The 13,302-nt window shown below is 44.9% G+C and carries 14 protein-coding genes; 3 read left to right on the plus strand and 11 right to left on the minus strand.

The features are described 5' to 3' along the window. Positions 1-328: 328 nt before the first annotated feature. The 3 genes from OSC7112_RS14360 (at position 329) to OSC7112_RS14370 (ending at position 3,907) form a co-directional block, all read left to right on the plus strand. Positions 329-1,237, plus strand: a complete 909-nt coding sequence (locus tag OSC7112_RS14360) for an MBL fold metallo-hydrolase (protein ID WP_015176573.1) — start codon at positions 329-331, stop codon at positions 1,235-1,237. 382 nt (positions 1,238-1,619) lie between these two features. Next, the gene (locus OSC7112_RS14365; RefSeq protein WP_015176574.1) at positions 1,620-2,834 is read left to right on the plus strand and encodes a bifunctional riboflavin kinase/FAD synthetase; all 1,215 of its coding nucleotides are present in this window, start codon (positions 1,620-1,622) and stop codon (positions 2,832-2,834) included. A gap of 164 nt (positions 2,835-2,998) precedes the next feature. Then, entirely contained in the window at positions 2,999-3,907 is a 909-nt protein-coding gene (locus OSC7112_RS14370) for an AAA family ATPase (protein WP_015176575.1), read from the plus strand. Between the two features lie 394 nt (positions 3,908-4,301). Here OSC7112_RS14370 and OSC7112_RS14375 read toward each other — a convergent pair whose 3' ends face one another. The 11 genes from OSC7112_RS14375 to OSC7112_RS14425 form a co-directional block, all read right to left on the minus strand. After that, entirely contained in the window at positions 4,302-5,501 is a 1,200-nt protein-coding gene (locus OSC7112_RS14375) for a glycosyltransferase (RefSeq protein ID WP_015176576.1), read from the minus strand. 99 nt (positions 5,502-5,600) lie between these two features. Then, positions 5,601-6,224, minus strand: a complete 624-nt coding sequence (locus OSC7112_RS14380; protein ID WP_015176577.1) for a hypothetical protein — start codon at positions 6,222-6,224, stop codon at positions 5,601-5,603. Between the two features lie 90 nt (positions 6,225-6,314). Next, entirely contained in the window at positions 6,315-6,626 is a 312-nt protein-coding gene (locus OSC7112_RS14385; protein WP_015176578.1) for a hypothetical protein, read from the minus strand. 157 nt (positions 6,627-6,783) lie between these two features. Next, positions 6,784-7,368 (minus strand): helix-turn-helix domain-containing protein, encoded by a 585-nt coding sequence (locus tag OSC7112_RS14390; RefSeq protein ID WP_015176579.1) that lies wholly within the window; start codon positions 7,366-7,368, stop codon positions 6,784-6,786. Positions 7,369-7,375: 7 nt separating this feature from the next. Further along, complete coding sequence (locus tag OSC7112_RS14395) at positions 7,376-8,017, minus strand: hypothetical protein (RefSeq protein WP_015176580.1); 642 nt, start codon at positions 8,015-8,017, stop codon at positions 7,376-7,378. 2 nt (positions 8,018-8,019) lie between these two features. Next, positions 8,020-9,096, minus strand: coding sequence for an RAMP superfamily CRISPR-associated protein (locus OSC7112_RS14400; RefSeq protein ID WP_015176581.1), 1,077 nt, complete (start codon positions 9,094-9,096; stop codon positions 8,020-8,022). Next, the gene (locus OSC7112_RS14405) at positions 9,089-9,574 is read right to left on the minus strand and encodes a hypothetical protein (RefSeq protein WP_015176582.1); all 486 of its coding nucleotides are present in this window, start codon (positions 9,572-9,574) and stop codon (positions 9,089-9,091) included. The genes OSC7112_RS14400 and OSC7112_RS14405 overlap by 8 nt, the downstream gene beginning before the upstream one ends. Next, positions 9,571-10,587, minus strand: coding sequence for an RAMP superfamily CRISPR-associated protein (locus OSC7112_RS14410; RefSeq protein WP_015176583.1), 1,017 nt, complete (start codon positions 10,585-10,587; stop codon positions 9,571-9,573). Before OSC7112_RS14410 ends, OSC7112_RS14405 begins: the two co-directional genes overlap by 4 nt. A 29-nt stretch (positions 10,588-10,616) precedes the next feature. After that, on the minus strand, positions 10,617-11,237 hold the full coding sequence (locus OSC7112_RS14415) for a hypothetical protein (protein ID WP_015176584.1): 621 nt from the start codon (positions 11,235-11,237) through the stop codon (positions 10,617-10,619). Between the two features lie 28 nt (positions 11,238-11,265). Continuing rightward, a complete protein-coding gene (gene csx7, locus OSC7112_RS14420) occupies positions 11,266-12,126 on the minus strand; it encodes a type III CRISPR-associated RAMP protein Csx7 (RefSeq protein ID WP_041622534.1) in 861 nt (286 codons plus the stop codon). 7 nt (positions 12,127-12,133) lie between these two features. After that, positions 12,134-13,288 carry a putative CRISPR-associated protein gene (locus tag OSC7112_RS14425; RefSeq protein ID WP_015176586.1) on the minus strand — a complete coding sequence of 385 codons (1,155 nt, stop codon included), beginning with the start codon at positions 13,286-13,288 and terminating at the stop codon, positions 12,134-12,136. Positions 13,289-13,302 lie beyond the last annotated feature (14 nt).

Raw genomic sequence — 13,302 nt, forward strand, 5'->3', positions numbered from 1 at the left:
CGATCGTGTTCGGCAAGTGCGGAGGCTGGAGAAACAGTGGCTTGTGACCAAACTCATACAGAACTCCGGCCCCAAAGTGTGTCTGCGGAGGTTAGGCTAGTGAAGAGAGGAAAAAAATAGTTACGCTCCAGACTTGATTAGTCTACCTTGTAATTTATTGCTCAGTTGTCAAGCCCAACAGTTTAGCATTCTCTCGCAAGCGAAACTATTGGCACTTCCAACAAGTGGGGAACTCTACCGTCAAAAAACTTGGGTTTGATGGTAAAGCCCTTAGTAATATGTAAACACCTTACCGATAACTCGCCGGAACAATCTTGCAAGAAAACCCATGTCTAGTATGCACAACCAATTCACGGTTCACTTCTGGGGCGTTAGAGGTAGCATAGCGTCTCCCGGGGCAGAAACAGTACGTTACGGGGGCAACACGCCCTGTGTAGAAATGCGAGTGGGTGAGAGTCGCCTAATTTTCGATGGCGGTACTGGATTGCGGGTTTTGGGACAAACTCTGCTGTCCCAGATGCCCGTAAAAGCTCATATGTTTTTTACTCACTCTCACTGGGATCACATTCAAGGATTCCCATTTTTTGTCCCAGCTTTTATTCCTGGGAACTGCTTTCACATCTATGGGGCTATTGCTCCTAATAAGGCTACTATCCAGCAGCGCCTCCACGACCAGATGCTGCACCCCAATTTTCCGGTACCCCTGCAAATTATGGGGGCCGACCTGAAATTTAACGATATAGAAGTGGGCAAACCGCTGGAAATCGGAGAGATTAAGGTGGAAACTGCTTTGCTCAACCATCCAGGCGAAGCTATAGGCTACCGCGTAAACTGGCGGGGGTATTCGGCTGCTTACGTGACTGATACCGAACATTTTCCCGATCGTTTAGACGAAAATGTGCTGTATTTGGCTCAGGATGCTGAGGTGCTGATCTACGACGCTACTTATACCGATGAGGAGTATTATGCCGAGAAGAGCAGCAAGGTCGGCTGGGGACATTCGACTTGGCAGGAAGCGGTGAAGGTGGCAAAGGCTGCTAACGTCAAAAAGTTGGTGATTTTTCACCACGACCCGCTGCACAATGACGAGTTTTTAGACAGGGTGGGAGAACAAGTGGCTCAAAGATTCCCGAATAGTTTGATGGCCCGGGAAGGTTTGTCGTTACAATTGCTGCCTCCTGATAACGATAACGATGTGTCTGAAGTGTCGGTGCAAGCGCCTCATGTGCCTGTCTGAGGGATGTGAGATTGCCAGATGGTTCTGAAATCTCGATCGGTGAAATCGAAAATTTAAGCGAGGGCTGACAATCAAGCATCCAGGATACAAGCCCCCGGATTCATCCGTGGAAAAATCAAAAACCTGTATCCGATAAAGAGCCGAACGTATTTATCTGTGAGGTCAAGGCTTCAATCGAAAATCAAAAATCAAAAATCAAAAATCGATTGACCTCACTCAAAGACGGATACCGTGCCACGTACTCCTGTCCTGGAAAACCAAAAAGTTTAGACCAAAGTTCAACCTTCCAGATTTATCTGTGGGGTAAAATCTAAAATCTAAAATCTAAAATCTAAAATCGACTGGCGATCGCAATCTGGCTAAGTATGTCAAAATTTTAAGCGTGTGGGTAACTTCTTCTTGTACCGCTGCTCTGACTCCAACTTCTGTTGCCTTGGGAAACTTTGATGGTTTGCACCTAGGGCATCGACAAGTCGTGCAGCCAATTTTAAATCGATCGCCCGGGCAAAATTCTGCGACGGTGATTGCGTCGGGGCCAAACTTGCGCTCCAACGCTGGCAAAGATCAAAATTTGGAAACAGAACATCCGGCGACCTGCTACAACGACTCAGCAGCACCGCCCGATCGAGCCGACAGCCGCCATAATTTCGAGGGTTTGATAGGCCCTAGGGCCGACGGCAACAGCCTCTATGGTCGCGATTCTGATGGGGTCGATCGACTTTACAGCACTGTGGTGACATTCGATCCGCACCCGCAAGAATTCTTTTCGGGTCAACCGAAAAAACTGCTGACGCCTATGGCAGAAAAGGTAGAATTGCTCGCAGCAATGGGCGTCGAGCAACTTGTGCTGCTGCCGTTCGATCGAGAATTGGCGGCTTTGACGGCTATTGAGTTTGTCGAGGAAATTCTGGTGCGGCAACTAAAAGCGAGTCGAATTAGTGTGGGGGTTGATTTTCGGTTTGGACGGGGACGCGCTGGGACGGCTGTAGATTTGCAGTCGATCGCCTCGGGTTACGGTATTGATGTTGGTCTTGTACCCCTGCACAATTGCGGTGAGGGCGATCGGATCAGCAGTTCAGCAATCCGCGAAGGTCTGGCATCCGGCGACCTCACAAGAGCGAATCAGTTGCTGGGGCGACCTTACAGTTTAGTCGGGACTGTGGTTGGGGGACAGCGGCTGGGCAGGACGATCGGATTTCCTACTGCTAATATCGAACTGCCGCCGGAAAAATTTTTGCCGCGTTTTGGCGTGTACGCGGTGCGAGTCTCGCTGAAGCATGGATGGGAAAAGATGAAAGAGGAAAGTTCTTCCTATCAGCGGGAAAATCCCAAATCTCTAATTACCGGCAAAGCATCAAATTTATCTTTTGTCAATGGGGTGATGAATGTTGGCTGCCGCCCGACGGTAGACGGGCTGCAACCCACTGTGGAAGTTCACCTGTTAGATTGGTCTGGGGATTTGTACGGTAAAACCTTGAGCGCGAGTCTGGTAGAGTTTTTGCGGCCCGAACAAAAATTCGCTTCTCTGGATGCTCTCAAAACTCAAATTCAGGCAGATTGCGATATTGCTAGAAGCGTATTAGCTGCTAAAGTCTAATAATTATGCGATCTAGAACAGGCGATCGGTTTTCAAAATGGTGCAAGATGAGTCAGACTAAATTCTAGTTCTACAAATATGAAGTTCGCAAGGCAAAGACTCAAGAATTTGGCAATCTTGATATCTTTTCCACAATTAGCAATTAGCAATTAGCAATCAGGGATATGAGACAACATATTGAGCGGCTCAAACAAAATCTAGGCAAAACTATTGTTGGCAAAGCCGATGCTATTCGCTTGGTGCTGGTAGCCGTGCTTTCAGGCGGACACGCGCTGCTGGAAGACGTGCCTGGTGTGGGAAAAACACTGCTGGCGAAGTCTTTGGCGCGATCGATCGATGGGAAGTTTCAGCGGATTCAGTGCACTCCCGATTTGTTGCCGACTGATATCACCGGTACTAATATTTGGAATCCGCGCAGCGGAGAGTTTGAGTTTTTGCCCGGGCCAGTTTTTGCTAATGTTTTGCTTGCCGATGAAATCAATCGGGCGACGCCGCGAACTCAGTCAGCTTTGCTGGAAGTGATGGAAGAAAAGCAGGTGACAGTAGATGGAGTGTCTCGGAACGTTCCCGCGCCATTTTTTGTGATTGCGACTCAGAACCCGATCGAATATCAAGGCACTTTTCCGCTGCCGGAAGCGCAGATGGATCGGTTTACTTTGTCTTTGACTTTGGGCTATCCCGCTGCGTTGGAAGAGTTGCAAATGTTAGAACGGCTTTCTGATAGTGTTGCTGTTGAAGATTTGCAGCCCTGTATTTCTTTGGAAGAAGTGCAGGAATTGCGCCGTTTGTGCGCTGCTGTGAAGGTGGAAGGCTCTTTGAAACAGTATATTGTAGATTTGGTGCGATCGACGCGGGAAGATGAGGAGATTACTCTGGGGGTGAGTCCCCGCGGTGCGGTGGCTTTGCACCGGGCGTCCCAGGCTTTGGCGTTTATGGAGGGCCGGGATTATGGGACTCCTGATGATGTGAAATATTTGGCCCCGCACGTACTTTCTCACCGGTTGATTCCGGCGGGGGGAAGGAGGGCTAAGACGATTGTTGACAAGTTGTTGCGGTCTGTTCCTATTCCTTGAAAAGTTTGTAAGTAGGTTGCTTTAATTCAAGGAACAGGCTTTCCGGCCTGTTCCACAAATAATTAATTTTCCTGTGGAGTGGGCAGGAGAACCCGCCCTTGAAAGACTTATTAATCATGGTGCAAGATGTCATATCAAACCCGGTAGCATCGTCGGGCGTCAAATCCAGTCAACACTCAACAATCACGGACGCTGCAACCGGAATCAATCTAATTCATCTGCGTTAATCTGTGTTTATCTGCCATCATCTGCGGTAAAAAAAAGAAAATTTCAGCAAGCGCAGATGACAAGAGATTGACGCAGATTCACGCAGATAAAGATCGGAGATATCTGAATAATTCCGATGCTAACAGATAGATTTGATATCAGTTAATCAATAGGTTTTGCACCATTCTCAAGCACTCTCAAACAGCGCCACTAATTTCTTTGCCTCTAAATCGACATTGTGTTGTTGAGCAACTCGTTCTGCTCCTGTTTTCCCCATTTGTTCTAGTTTTTCTAGAGGTGCTTCCAATACCGCGCGCATTGCTACGGCTAATGCTTCTGCGGAACCGGGAGGAACTAACCAACCGCAAACACCGGGTTCTACGAGTTCCGGGATGCCAGCAACATAAGTGCTAATTACGGGCCGGTGGAGAGCGAGGGCTTCCATAATTACAACGGGCAAACCTTCAGCAAAACTCGGCAATACCATTGCCCGTGAAGCTAAAATCTCTTGCTGAACTCGATCGCCGCTGGCCCAACCGGTAATTTCTATATGATTTTGCAAGCCGAGTTCCAGAATCTGCTGTTCAATATCCGATCGCAGCGGCCCGTCTCCTACGAGTACCAACTTAAACTCTAAGCCTTGAACTGCTAGCAAGTTCGCAGCTTCTAGCAATAACAAATGACCTTTTTGTTCGCTGAGCCGGCCAATGCAAGCTAAGCGGGGTGCTGCGGGTATGGGGACGTAGGGTGCAGCTAAAAATGCACCATCTACGCCGCAGTGTATGACTTGAATTTTTGACCAAAAAGTGCGATCGCACCACCGAAAAAGCTGACTTTTACCGAAGGAACTAACGGCCGCTACAAAGGTCGATCGTTTAATTTTTTCGTCTAAGGAAAGAAGTGTGGCTTTATCGAATTCTTCAGGGCCGTGAACCGTGAAACTGTAAGTCGGGCCGCCAAGCACGCGGCACAGCATTGCGACTGTTGTCGAATTTGTCCCGAAGTGAGCGTGAACGTGTGCGATACCCGATTCTGCAAACCAGTTTAAAAGAATGCAAGCTTCTGCTAAATAAGCTAGATGCAGCAAAATCCCCCGTTCCGAGTGCCAGCCAACTTTGAACATTAACCGCACAGCTTCGATGAATCGAATTGGTCTAGTTGCGGCAACGCGGAGCAAACCCCACGCTAACCCCTGTACACCAACTCCTAAGATTACTTTAGTCAATTCTTGCTCTAGTTGGTCTGCCCCGTCCACGAGTTCTGATTCGCAGGATCGGATCGAAAAACGCGCGACTTTCATGCCGCAATTTTCAACTGCTAGCACTTCTCTGCGGACAAAGCTGTGGCTGACTTTGGGATATTGGTTGATTAGATAAGCAATGTTCATGAACGGGGAGAAGATATTATAGTAAAGCTTTAGTTCAGTTTAGCCTTTAGTCGATCGAAGTCAAGTGATTTTCTGTAAACGAGCGCTTATTGTTGTCAATCATGACTGCAACTTATCTGAATTGCTCAGTAATTCGCACTGTTGAAATACATAATTTATTGCAGCAAAAAGTTTGTCTAAATCGTCTATTAAATAAGATTTTTGGTTGAGAGTAAAAACATTTGTTTTGAGTTTGCCAAACTGCCATAGTTTGCCGTTGGAAACAATGCCGAATACATCTTGTTCTGGTTTGTCATTAAGCCGTTGATCTGCGATCGCTTCGGCTAAACATTGCGCCCATCCAGCCTCAAAATCATCTTGTTTGGCTTCTATAATTACAAAATAAGGTCGATCGAATACCAATTTACCTAAAGGAGATTTTTGAGCTAAAATATATTCAGGAAATCCGTTAAGATTAGCATCGCAGTTTAAGGCTTGGTGGCTCCACAAAATGAAGTTTTTGCGATATTGCTTCCAAACTTCTTTTAAAATCGGCACAATGATGTATTCACAAATAGCGTATTCTGAGTTGTTGACGACATTATCTTGCCTGACAATTTCTAAATCTTCTCGAAAGTAGTCAGGAATATTAAATGCAGTTTCAACAATAAAATTTGCTTCTATATAACTGATTGTAAATTCTTTGAGAACGGCAGCGATCGTTTTATAAGCACTGAAAGGCATATCGAGATCCCCAACAAATGTTTCAGCTTAATTATAGCGGGCTAAATTAAAGCCACCTACTTGGTCAGGTGGCTGGGAAAAAATGCAAGATTACGAATTGGCTAAGCAAAGTTGTTGCCGAAGTTCTGGGGGAATCGCTTCAAAATGCTCTAACAGAAAATTCATCAAGGCGAGGTGACGCAAGTCGTGCAGTTGGGGATGGCGGTGCCTGCCTCCCCTGGTAAACCAGCGACGCACAGTAGAAAGCTCACGACAGCAAATGAGAGCTAGAGCTTCTTGCGGGACATCCCATTTTGCGTAGAATTGCTGCGGAGTCATCGCCAGTTGACAGTCAGCGTAAAGCTGAATGATTCGTTTTTCTCGATCCGTAATCGGGCGAGGCGTCAAAGAATGGTGTATCATAGAGGTGATTTTTTAATTTTGAATCGGCCAGTGCCCAATTTGCGGCGCTGGCTTTTGTTTTTGGGGGCTTTGTTTTTTGGGGCGATCGCACTTGACGATCGCCTAACTAAACTGCCTTATTGACAATATATACGTTTATCTTTAATATGTCAACAGTCTAATCCGAATTTTCAGATTCCTCTCTGTATTTGAATCCTGCCATCTCGGCTATCAAATCCAAATGTTTTGATGTGGAACGAGCAGGCAATTGCCCGTTCTCCCAATCGCTGACTGTAGCCTGTCGCACGCCTATGTGTTGTGCAAATTCTGCTTGTGTCAAGCCCATATGGAGACGCAATGCCTTGATGAGTTCGCCATTCCACTGCACCCCATCGCCCGCCTGCGGAACCTGAATTTTCTGGATTAACTTGCGAAATGTTACCCGTTGTGCGTCGAAATCGACTGTTTCCACCCGATATCCTGCCTCCATCCAAGCGGTAGCTTGCAGAGCGCCCTTTTTGCGGTTGCTCCACCAAGCTTGCTGACGGAGGGCGGAAGGGGGGAGTGCGTCGTTTAGCAATGCCTCTATTTCGGCGAAGTTGAGGGTTACTTCGTCGAGATGGCGATTTTCGCGCAGATAATCTAAGAGCGACTGGTACTTGCTGCCCTCCTTCATGCGGTGTTTTGTGAGGTTTTCAGATATAGAATGCCACAAATCGGGGGATGACGGGGAGCGGATGGGAGTGGGGGGTGCGATCGGCAATTATTTATCACTCAGAGTATTTTACCTTTTTGGGACTGCCATCCTCCTTAATGTCTAAAATTTCAACCTTAACCGTTTGTCCTTCAGAAAGAGATTGTGCTTTTTTCGGTTCTTTTTCAGTTAGCCTGATAGTTCCCAGAATTTCATATGTCACTTTGTTTCCTTTGACAGCAGTAACTTTGGCTTCGACAATTTGACCGATTGCAAACTCATGACTGCCGATCGCCTTAGCAATTTCAACTTGTCTCGCTGACTCTACAACTGGGGTCACAACTTCTCCAATCGGCCCCGCTTCTTTGTAGTAACGCATCAAACGAGATGCCCAACCTAAAATTTGCAGCAAAGTGCTAGCATCCCCTTGAAATCCTTTGAGACAATCGGTACAAGCTTTGTCGATGCTGCGGTAATAATCTGTGGTTTTGCTACTGTGTCCGATTTGTCTGCCATTACCGACTAGGGTTTTAAGATATTTGAAAAACCGGGAATTGGCATCAGATCGATCTTGATTTACTGCATTGCGGAGATAAGCGATCGCCTTTCCCAATTCATTTACATCGGTTTGTTCTTTAACTAAAGTTTGAGCGATCGCGTGGGCAATTTTCCACTGGTTTTCGGTCAAAGATTCTGTCACTAATTCAGTATTCGACATCTTTAATACATTCCTGTTGGCGGTTCCCGATCGGTCGGATATTTCAACACTTCAGCTAGTTCTTGCAATTGAGTTGCTTGCACTAAGCTAGAATGAGCAGCTTGAATATTTTTTTGCATAAATTGTTGCAATTTTGTGCCAGTCATGCTGTCAGATTCTGGAGGATTGTAGGAGGAATAGCGATCGCGCAAATCTCCCTTATTCTGCAACACCCTTGCCGCCGTCACCTCCACAGTCATTGTTCCCATGCCGATCGGCTTCCCGCCGCCTACCTTGAGGGCGATCGGATACTTTGGATCTTGCCCCAACACAATCAAAAGCGTTCCTAACTCTGCTGCTGTTAAGTTTTTGAATTGTATCTGTGTTTTGAAAGTATACTCTTTAGCCGCTTGCTGAACGGTAATTCCTCGATCTTGACCTTTGTCGATCGCCCGAATTGTGTGATAGTAAAACTTGCGCCCTGCTACGTTGCCTCTTGCGTCAAAATATGCTCGTCTTTGATCGGGACGGGGACGATATAAAGATGGCATAAATCCCGTAGCAAAGCCCGTATTTTCGCATTTAGCATCGCTGAATTCAATTAGCCCTTGCCAATCTAAGGCACCGAATACTTGACTTGCCGGACAGAGTTCTTGTTTATTTTTACATGGCAACCGTTCTTGCGGAATTTTATCTCTGTATTTTGATGTAATTACTGCTAAAGTGCTGTTAGTAATGGCTTCGTATGCTGACCGGATGCAGCCTTTGAGAGAACTACCTTGAATTGATAACTTTTGGTCAATATTTTGAACCATTGTTTTGATTAAAGGGACGCGGCTGCCTATGTCGCTACCCATGACAACTACGCCTGTAGAGACGTGCAAAGTAGTCTGAACTTTCAGAGTTAGAAACAAAGTTCCGTGCAGGCGATCGCCCAAATATTGGTGATGTCCGGCCGGATGTTTTTTTGGCGGTCGTTCCTTGGGGAAACTAATTAATTCATAAGGTTTAGGTTCTCCAGTTTCAGCGGGATTATTAGAAACCGGACTACTTGGTGGCGGTGTAGAACGTCGGGGCTTGGGCAGGGGATTATTAGTCATTTTTACTCCTGACGGTGAGGGCGACAAAATGAACGGTAGCAGTTCTTTTTTCTTGAAAGTATCGCTGACCTATGCTAATATTGTTAGAGACAATCTTTTCATTCTTTTCTCCTTTATAGACAAAAGTTTTAGGGAATTTTGGTTCGTCAAGAGGGTGAAAGTAAGCCGCGCGATCGCAAATTTGCCACTCGCAATCTTTATCGATCGGCTCAAACCCTTCTAAATCCGCTTCAACTCGACTCAGCAGTAACGCTTGATATGCACTTCCCTGCTTTTTCCAGCGCAATTCCCGATCGGCATTAAACATTTGCCCTTCAAAACCGGGGAAAAACTCTTCGGGCAATTTCATGCAAATGCCACTGACTGCGTGGGGCGATCGCACAAAATAATAACTTTCCTCAGTTGCTAACTTTTCTAACAACTCTTTAACTTGATCTTGTGACAAACTCGATCGAACATATACAAAACCTTTGTTCATGCTGCGGCACCTGTTAAAAGCTTACTCCAAGCACAAACTGCACATTTAAATAAATTCGGTACACCAGTCTCACCGTCGCCTTGCCATTTTAGCTGCACTCCAAAACCTAAATCCATCGGTTCAGCAGCAATTGGAGTTTGTTCGCGATCGGGTTTAGAAAAGCCATAGTTTGCTGCTTCTTCAGTGTCTAAAAATTCTCCTGCACCCAGCAAAAAAGCGTGTCCCCATCGACCGGGTTGTAATATTTGTTTAATTTGGCGATTATCTCGATCTAATTCACAGCCGGGATATTGAACTACGGCTTCGTTATATTTGACTGTCACCGTCCCCAAACCGCGAGATTTGGCAAAACCGATTCCAAACCAGCCATCATTTAAGTCTCGCAAAACTAAGCCAATTAAGCCTAATTGTGCTAAGGAAAAGTTTTTGAGATGTATTTTAGTGCGAAATTCTCCGGCGGTGCAGACTTGGTAGTTAAAGGGGCCAACGGCTACGGAACCGAAAACGCGATCGATCGCGACTCCATTGCGTTCTTCTAATTTGGGTTTTGGTTTGTCTTTGTCGGGATAAGCATCTTCTATTCTGACGCGACTGGCAACAGAAGTATTGCCAAACATTTGAGACACAAAGCAGGATTGTTTGTATATTTCTTGCCCCGGATTATGATGGTTTTTGTTAGCCTTTTTCCAATCTTCTAAATAATGATTTGGATTATTTCGTTTATCTTCGCTGAGAGGGTCACTAGCCCAAAGGGTAAATCCATCATCACTACTAGAGCGTTTATCCCTACCTATTGTCCTGACAATGCGTTCGGCGTGAGCGCGAATTGCTCCTTTCAGACTGCTTCCTGGGAGGTAAATTGACTTTCCTCCTGCATGGTAGGTTTCGACAAATTCCATAGCCGGTTTAGTCGGATCTGCTCCGCCTCCTTCTTCGCCAGATTTAATTAATATTGGACCATCGGGAATGATGGTGAGGGCGATCGTGCAATGATTGACAAATCGTTTGTGCATGGTTGAGTAAGTCGATAGAGCGTTGAAAATTAGGCAGCTACTAACTCGTTAAGCTGTATTTCGCATTGTTGAAAAACATAGTTAATAGCAGCAAAAAGTTTGTCTAACTCCTGAATTGTGTAGTAAGTTTTATTGCGAGTAAATAGCTTGGCTTCAAGCTTACCAAATTGCCAGCGCTCTCCATTAGAAACAATACCAAAAATTGTGAGTTGCAATTTGTCATTCAACCGCTGTGCTGCAATCATCTCAGCTAAACACTGCGCCCACCCTTCGTCGAATTTATCTTGCTTAGCCTCAACTAACAGAAAATAAGGTTTTTCAAACACGAATTTTCCCAAAGGAGAGCGTTTAGCCAAAATATATTCAGGAAAACCAGACAGATTCAGGTCGTATGTAAGAGATTTATGGCTCCAGAGAACAAACTTACTATAATAAGATTTCCAGACTTCTTTGATAACTGGATAGATCAAATTTTCGCACACAGCAAACTCTGAATTGTCCACAACTGCTTCTCGCATCATAAATGCTAAGTCTTCCCGAAAATAGTCAGGGATACTAAATTCAGTTTCTCCCATGAAATTAGCTTCAGTGTAAGTAATCTGAAACTCTTGGAGAACTTCACCGATATCTTTGTAATTACTGAAGCCCATCTTTACCTCCTGCGTGCAGTATTTAGTTTTACTTTTGAGCTATTTGAGATGGAGATGATTGAGAAATGTTATTGTTCAGTCGATCGATCAGCTTTTGTACCCACTCATCTTTATAATCTGCCGCATCTTCATAAGCTGTTTGCTCTCCCATGACTAACTTTTTTAAGTATTCTAACAAAAATTCGGGATGGTCTTCGACATCAACCCAACGCATCTTATCAATTTCTAGTTTAACAACACCTAAGCCGCGCGATCGCCCTCCTCCGAGAGGAATTTGTTCTGTCTCAAATTGGTGCAAACCGATCATTAATAAACCCAATTCCCAATCGCGAGCATTTTCAACTACTGCTTTAAAATCAAAAGGTGTTGCGGCGGGGACAACTTGGTAGTCGTAGAGTTTGCCATCTGCGGCGGTTTCTGTGTCTCTGTCAATGGCTACTCCATCTCGTTCTTGATATTGTCCGAACCACGCATCGGGTTGTACGGTTAAGTCGCGAACTTGAAATTTGCTGGCAAGCCAGGGAGTGCCAAATAGATGAGAAACTAAATCTGTATGCTTGAGAATTTCATCAGTTAGAGCTTGGTCATCTGGGAAATTTTGTTTAATTTGCTTCATTTCCTGAGCGGTAATTGACCATTCATTCTCAATGGCTGGATTGGCTACTAATTTGCGATCGCTCCCCACAATTCCTCGCAGGAAGCTTTCGAGGCGCGATCGCAAAGCCCCTTTAAAGCTCGAACCAGGAATCAAAGGTCGCCCCAAAGCATCTTTGATTACAGGTAAATCGGAGCCGATCGGTTCGGTCGATCGACCAGCACTAATTCGGAGTGCTGTTACAGTTTTGAGCGTTCCTGTGATTTCCAGTCGATTTTTGAATGTTTCAAACATAAAGCGATCAGGGGTTGTCGTTGACATCATCATGCTTTCCATAATGGCGCAGGTACAGCTTGCCATCTTTGGCAATACAACTGACTCGCCAGCCAGTATTTTTAATGTAAAAGTGATCGATTTCATTCTTTCTGACTCCTCCTTCACATCTTTGCCCTCCTTCATACCGCGAAAAGTGAAGTCTAGAATCAAATCGAGTGGTATCTCCGTTAAATTTTAGCATTGAACCAGATACTTCAGAAAGTACCTCGTGTAACTCAAATTTTCTTTGAGAGTCTACATTGGTTTTTTTATAGTCTTTTTCAAACCAATCTTCGTAAACAAGGCAAGGAAACTCTAATAAATCTCGGGCGAGAAGTTCTCGTTTACAGTTATTCCAAGTCAGTCTACCCCAGTTGCTCAGTGTTGCTTCCTCACCTACCACAAATATCAAAGTTTCCGGCACACTCTGAAGTTCTGATAACTTAACCCAAACGCCTACTCCTGAAGCCATTAGAGCAAATTGAACTGGCTTAATTACTGATTTATCAACTTGGATGGGCAAGCGAGGAATTCTAATAAAGTCTTGACTACCTTCAAAAATGTAAATAATTTCATCCGCATAGAACATCCCTATCGTGTTAGCGAATCCTTGAATCGCTTTGAAACCACCCACTAAGTTAAAACAAACTTGAGAACCGCTATCTTTATAACCAGGAACAGTCTCATCAATCCAGTTCAGAAACTCATCAATACCATTGGTGAAAGATTCTGTACTTCTTGCTGAAAAACCCTGGGGTGTATATACATCAGCAGTTAAACCCTGTTTACGCAGAAACTCTTCTAGCATTTTTGCTGTAACTTGGTCTTGTGCTGTGTCAGTAGCAATTAACCAGTGCATATCTTTACTACCTTGATTTAATTGTTTTTTGTATAAAGCATAGATGCCATTCAATTCAGCACTTGCTTCTCGAATATCTTCAACTTCACCCTTAAGCTTCTCTGCTGCTCTATCCTGCAAAGTTTTAATAATATCTGATACATCTTCATGATGGTTGGCGATTTCTTCCTGAGATAAATTCGCTGTATCTCGCAAACGAACAGCCCAGTTATCTTCAAATTCTCGATCGATTTGATTGGTGAGCAAGCTTGTACCAACGGTAGAAATTACGAGTTTATTCATAGCATCAACTTCCT

This window comes from Oscillatoria nigro-viridis PCC 7112 (assembly GCF_000317475.1).
GTDB classification, from domain to species: domain Bacteria; phylum Cyanobacteriota; class Cyanobacteriia; order Cyanobacteriales; family Microcoleaceae; genus Microcoleus; species Microcoleus nigroviridis.

Excerpts from the sequence above, each read along its gene's own strand:
- OSC7112_RS14410 (WP_015176583.1), bottom strand. The coding sequence starts at position 10,587 with ATGCACAAACGATTTGTCAATCATTGCACGATCGCCCTCACCATCATT.
- csx7 (WP_041622534.1), bottom strand. The coding sequence starts at position 12,126 with ATGTTTGAAACATTCAAAAATCGACTGGAAATCACAGGAACGCTCAAA.
- OSC7112_RS14405 (WP_015176582.1), bottom strand. The coding sequence starts at position 9,574 with ATGAACAAAGGTTTTGTATATGTTCGATCGAGTTTGTCACAAGATCAA.
- OSC7112_RS14360 (WP_015176573.1), top strand. The coding sequence starts at position 329 with ATGTCTAGTATGCACAACCAATTCACGGTTCACTTCTGGGGCGTTAGA.
- OSC7112_RS14395 (WP_015176580.1), bottom strand. The coding sequence starts at position 8,017 with ATGTCGAATACTGAATTAGTGACAGAATCTTTGACCGAAAACCAGTGG.
- OSC7112_RS14370 (WP_015176575.1), top strand. The coding sequence starts at position 2,999 with ATGAGACAACATATTGAGCGGCTCAAACAAAATCTAGGCAAAACTATT.
- OSC7112_RS14415 (WP_015176584.1), bottom strand. The coding sequence starts at position 11,237 with ATGGGCTTCAGTAATTACAAAGATATCGGTGAAGTTCTCCAAGAGTTT.
- OSC7112_RS14425 (WP_015176586.1), bottom strand. The coding sequence starts at position 13,288 with ATGAATAAACTCGTAATTTCTACCGTTGGTACAAGCTTGCTCACCAAT.
- OSC7112_RS14380 (WP_015176577.1), bottom strand. The coding sequence starts at position 6,224 with ATGCCTTTCAGTGCTTATAAAACGATCGCTGCCGTTCTCAAAGAATTT.
- OSC7112_RS14375 (WP_015176576.1), bottom strand. The coding sequence starts at position 5,501 with ATGAACATTGCTTATCTAATCAACCAATATCCCAAAGTCAGCCACAGC.
- OSC7112_RS14385 (WP_015176578.1), bottom strand. The coding sequence starts at position 6,626 with ATGATACACCATTCTTTGACGCCTCGCCCGATTACGGATCGAGAAAAA.
- OSC7112_RS14400 (WP_015176581.1), bottom strand. The coding sequence starts at position 9,096 with ATGACTAATAATCCCCTGCCCAAGCCCCGACGTTCTACACCGCCACCA.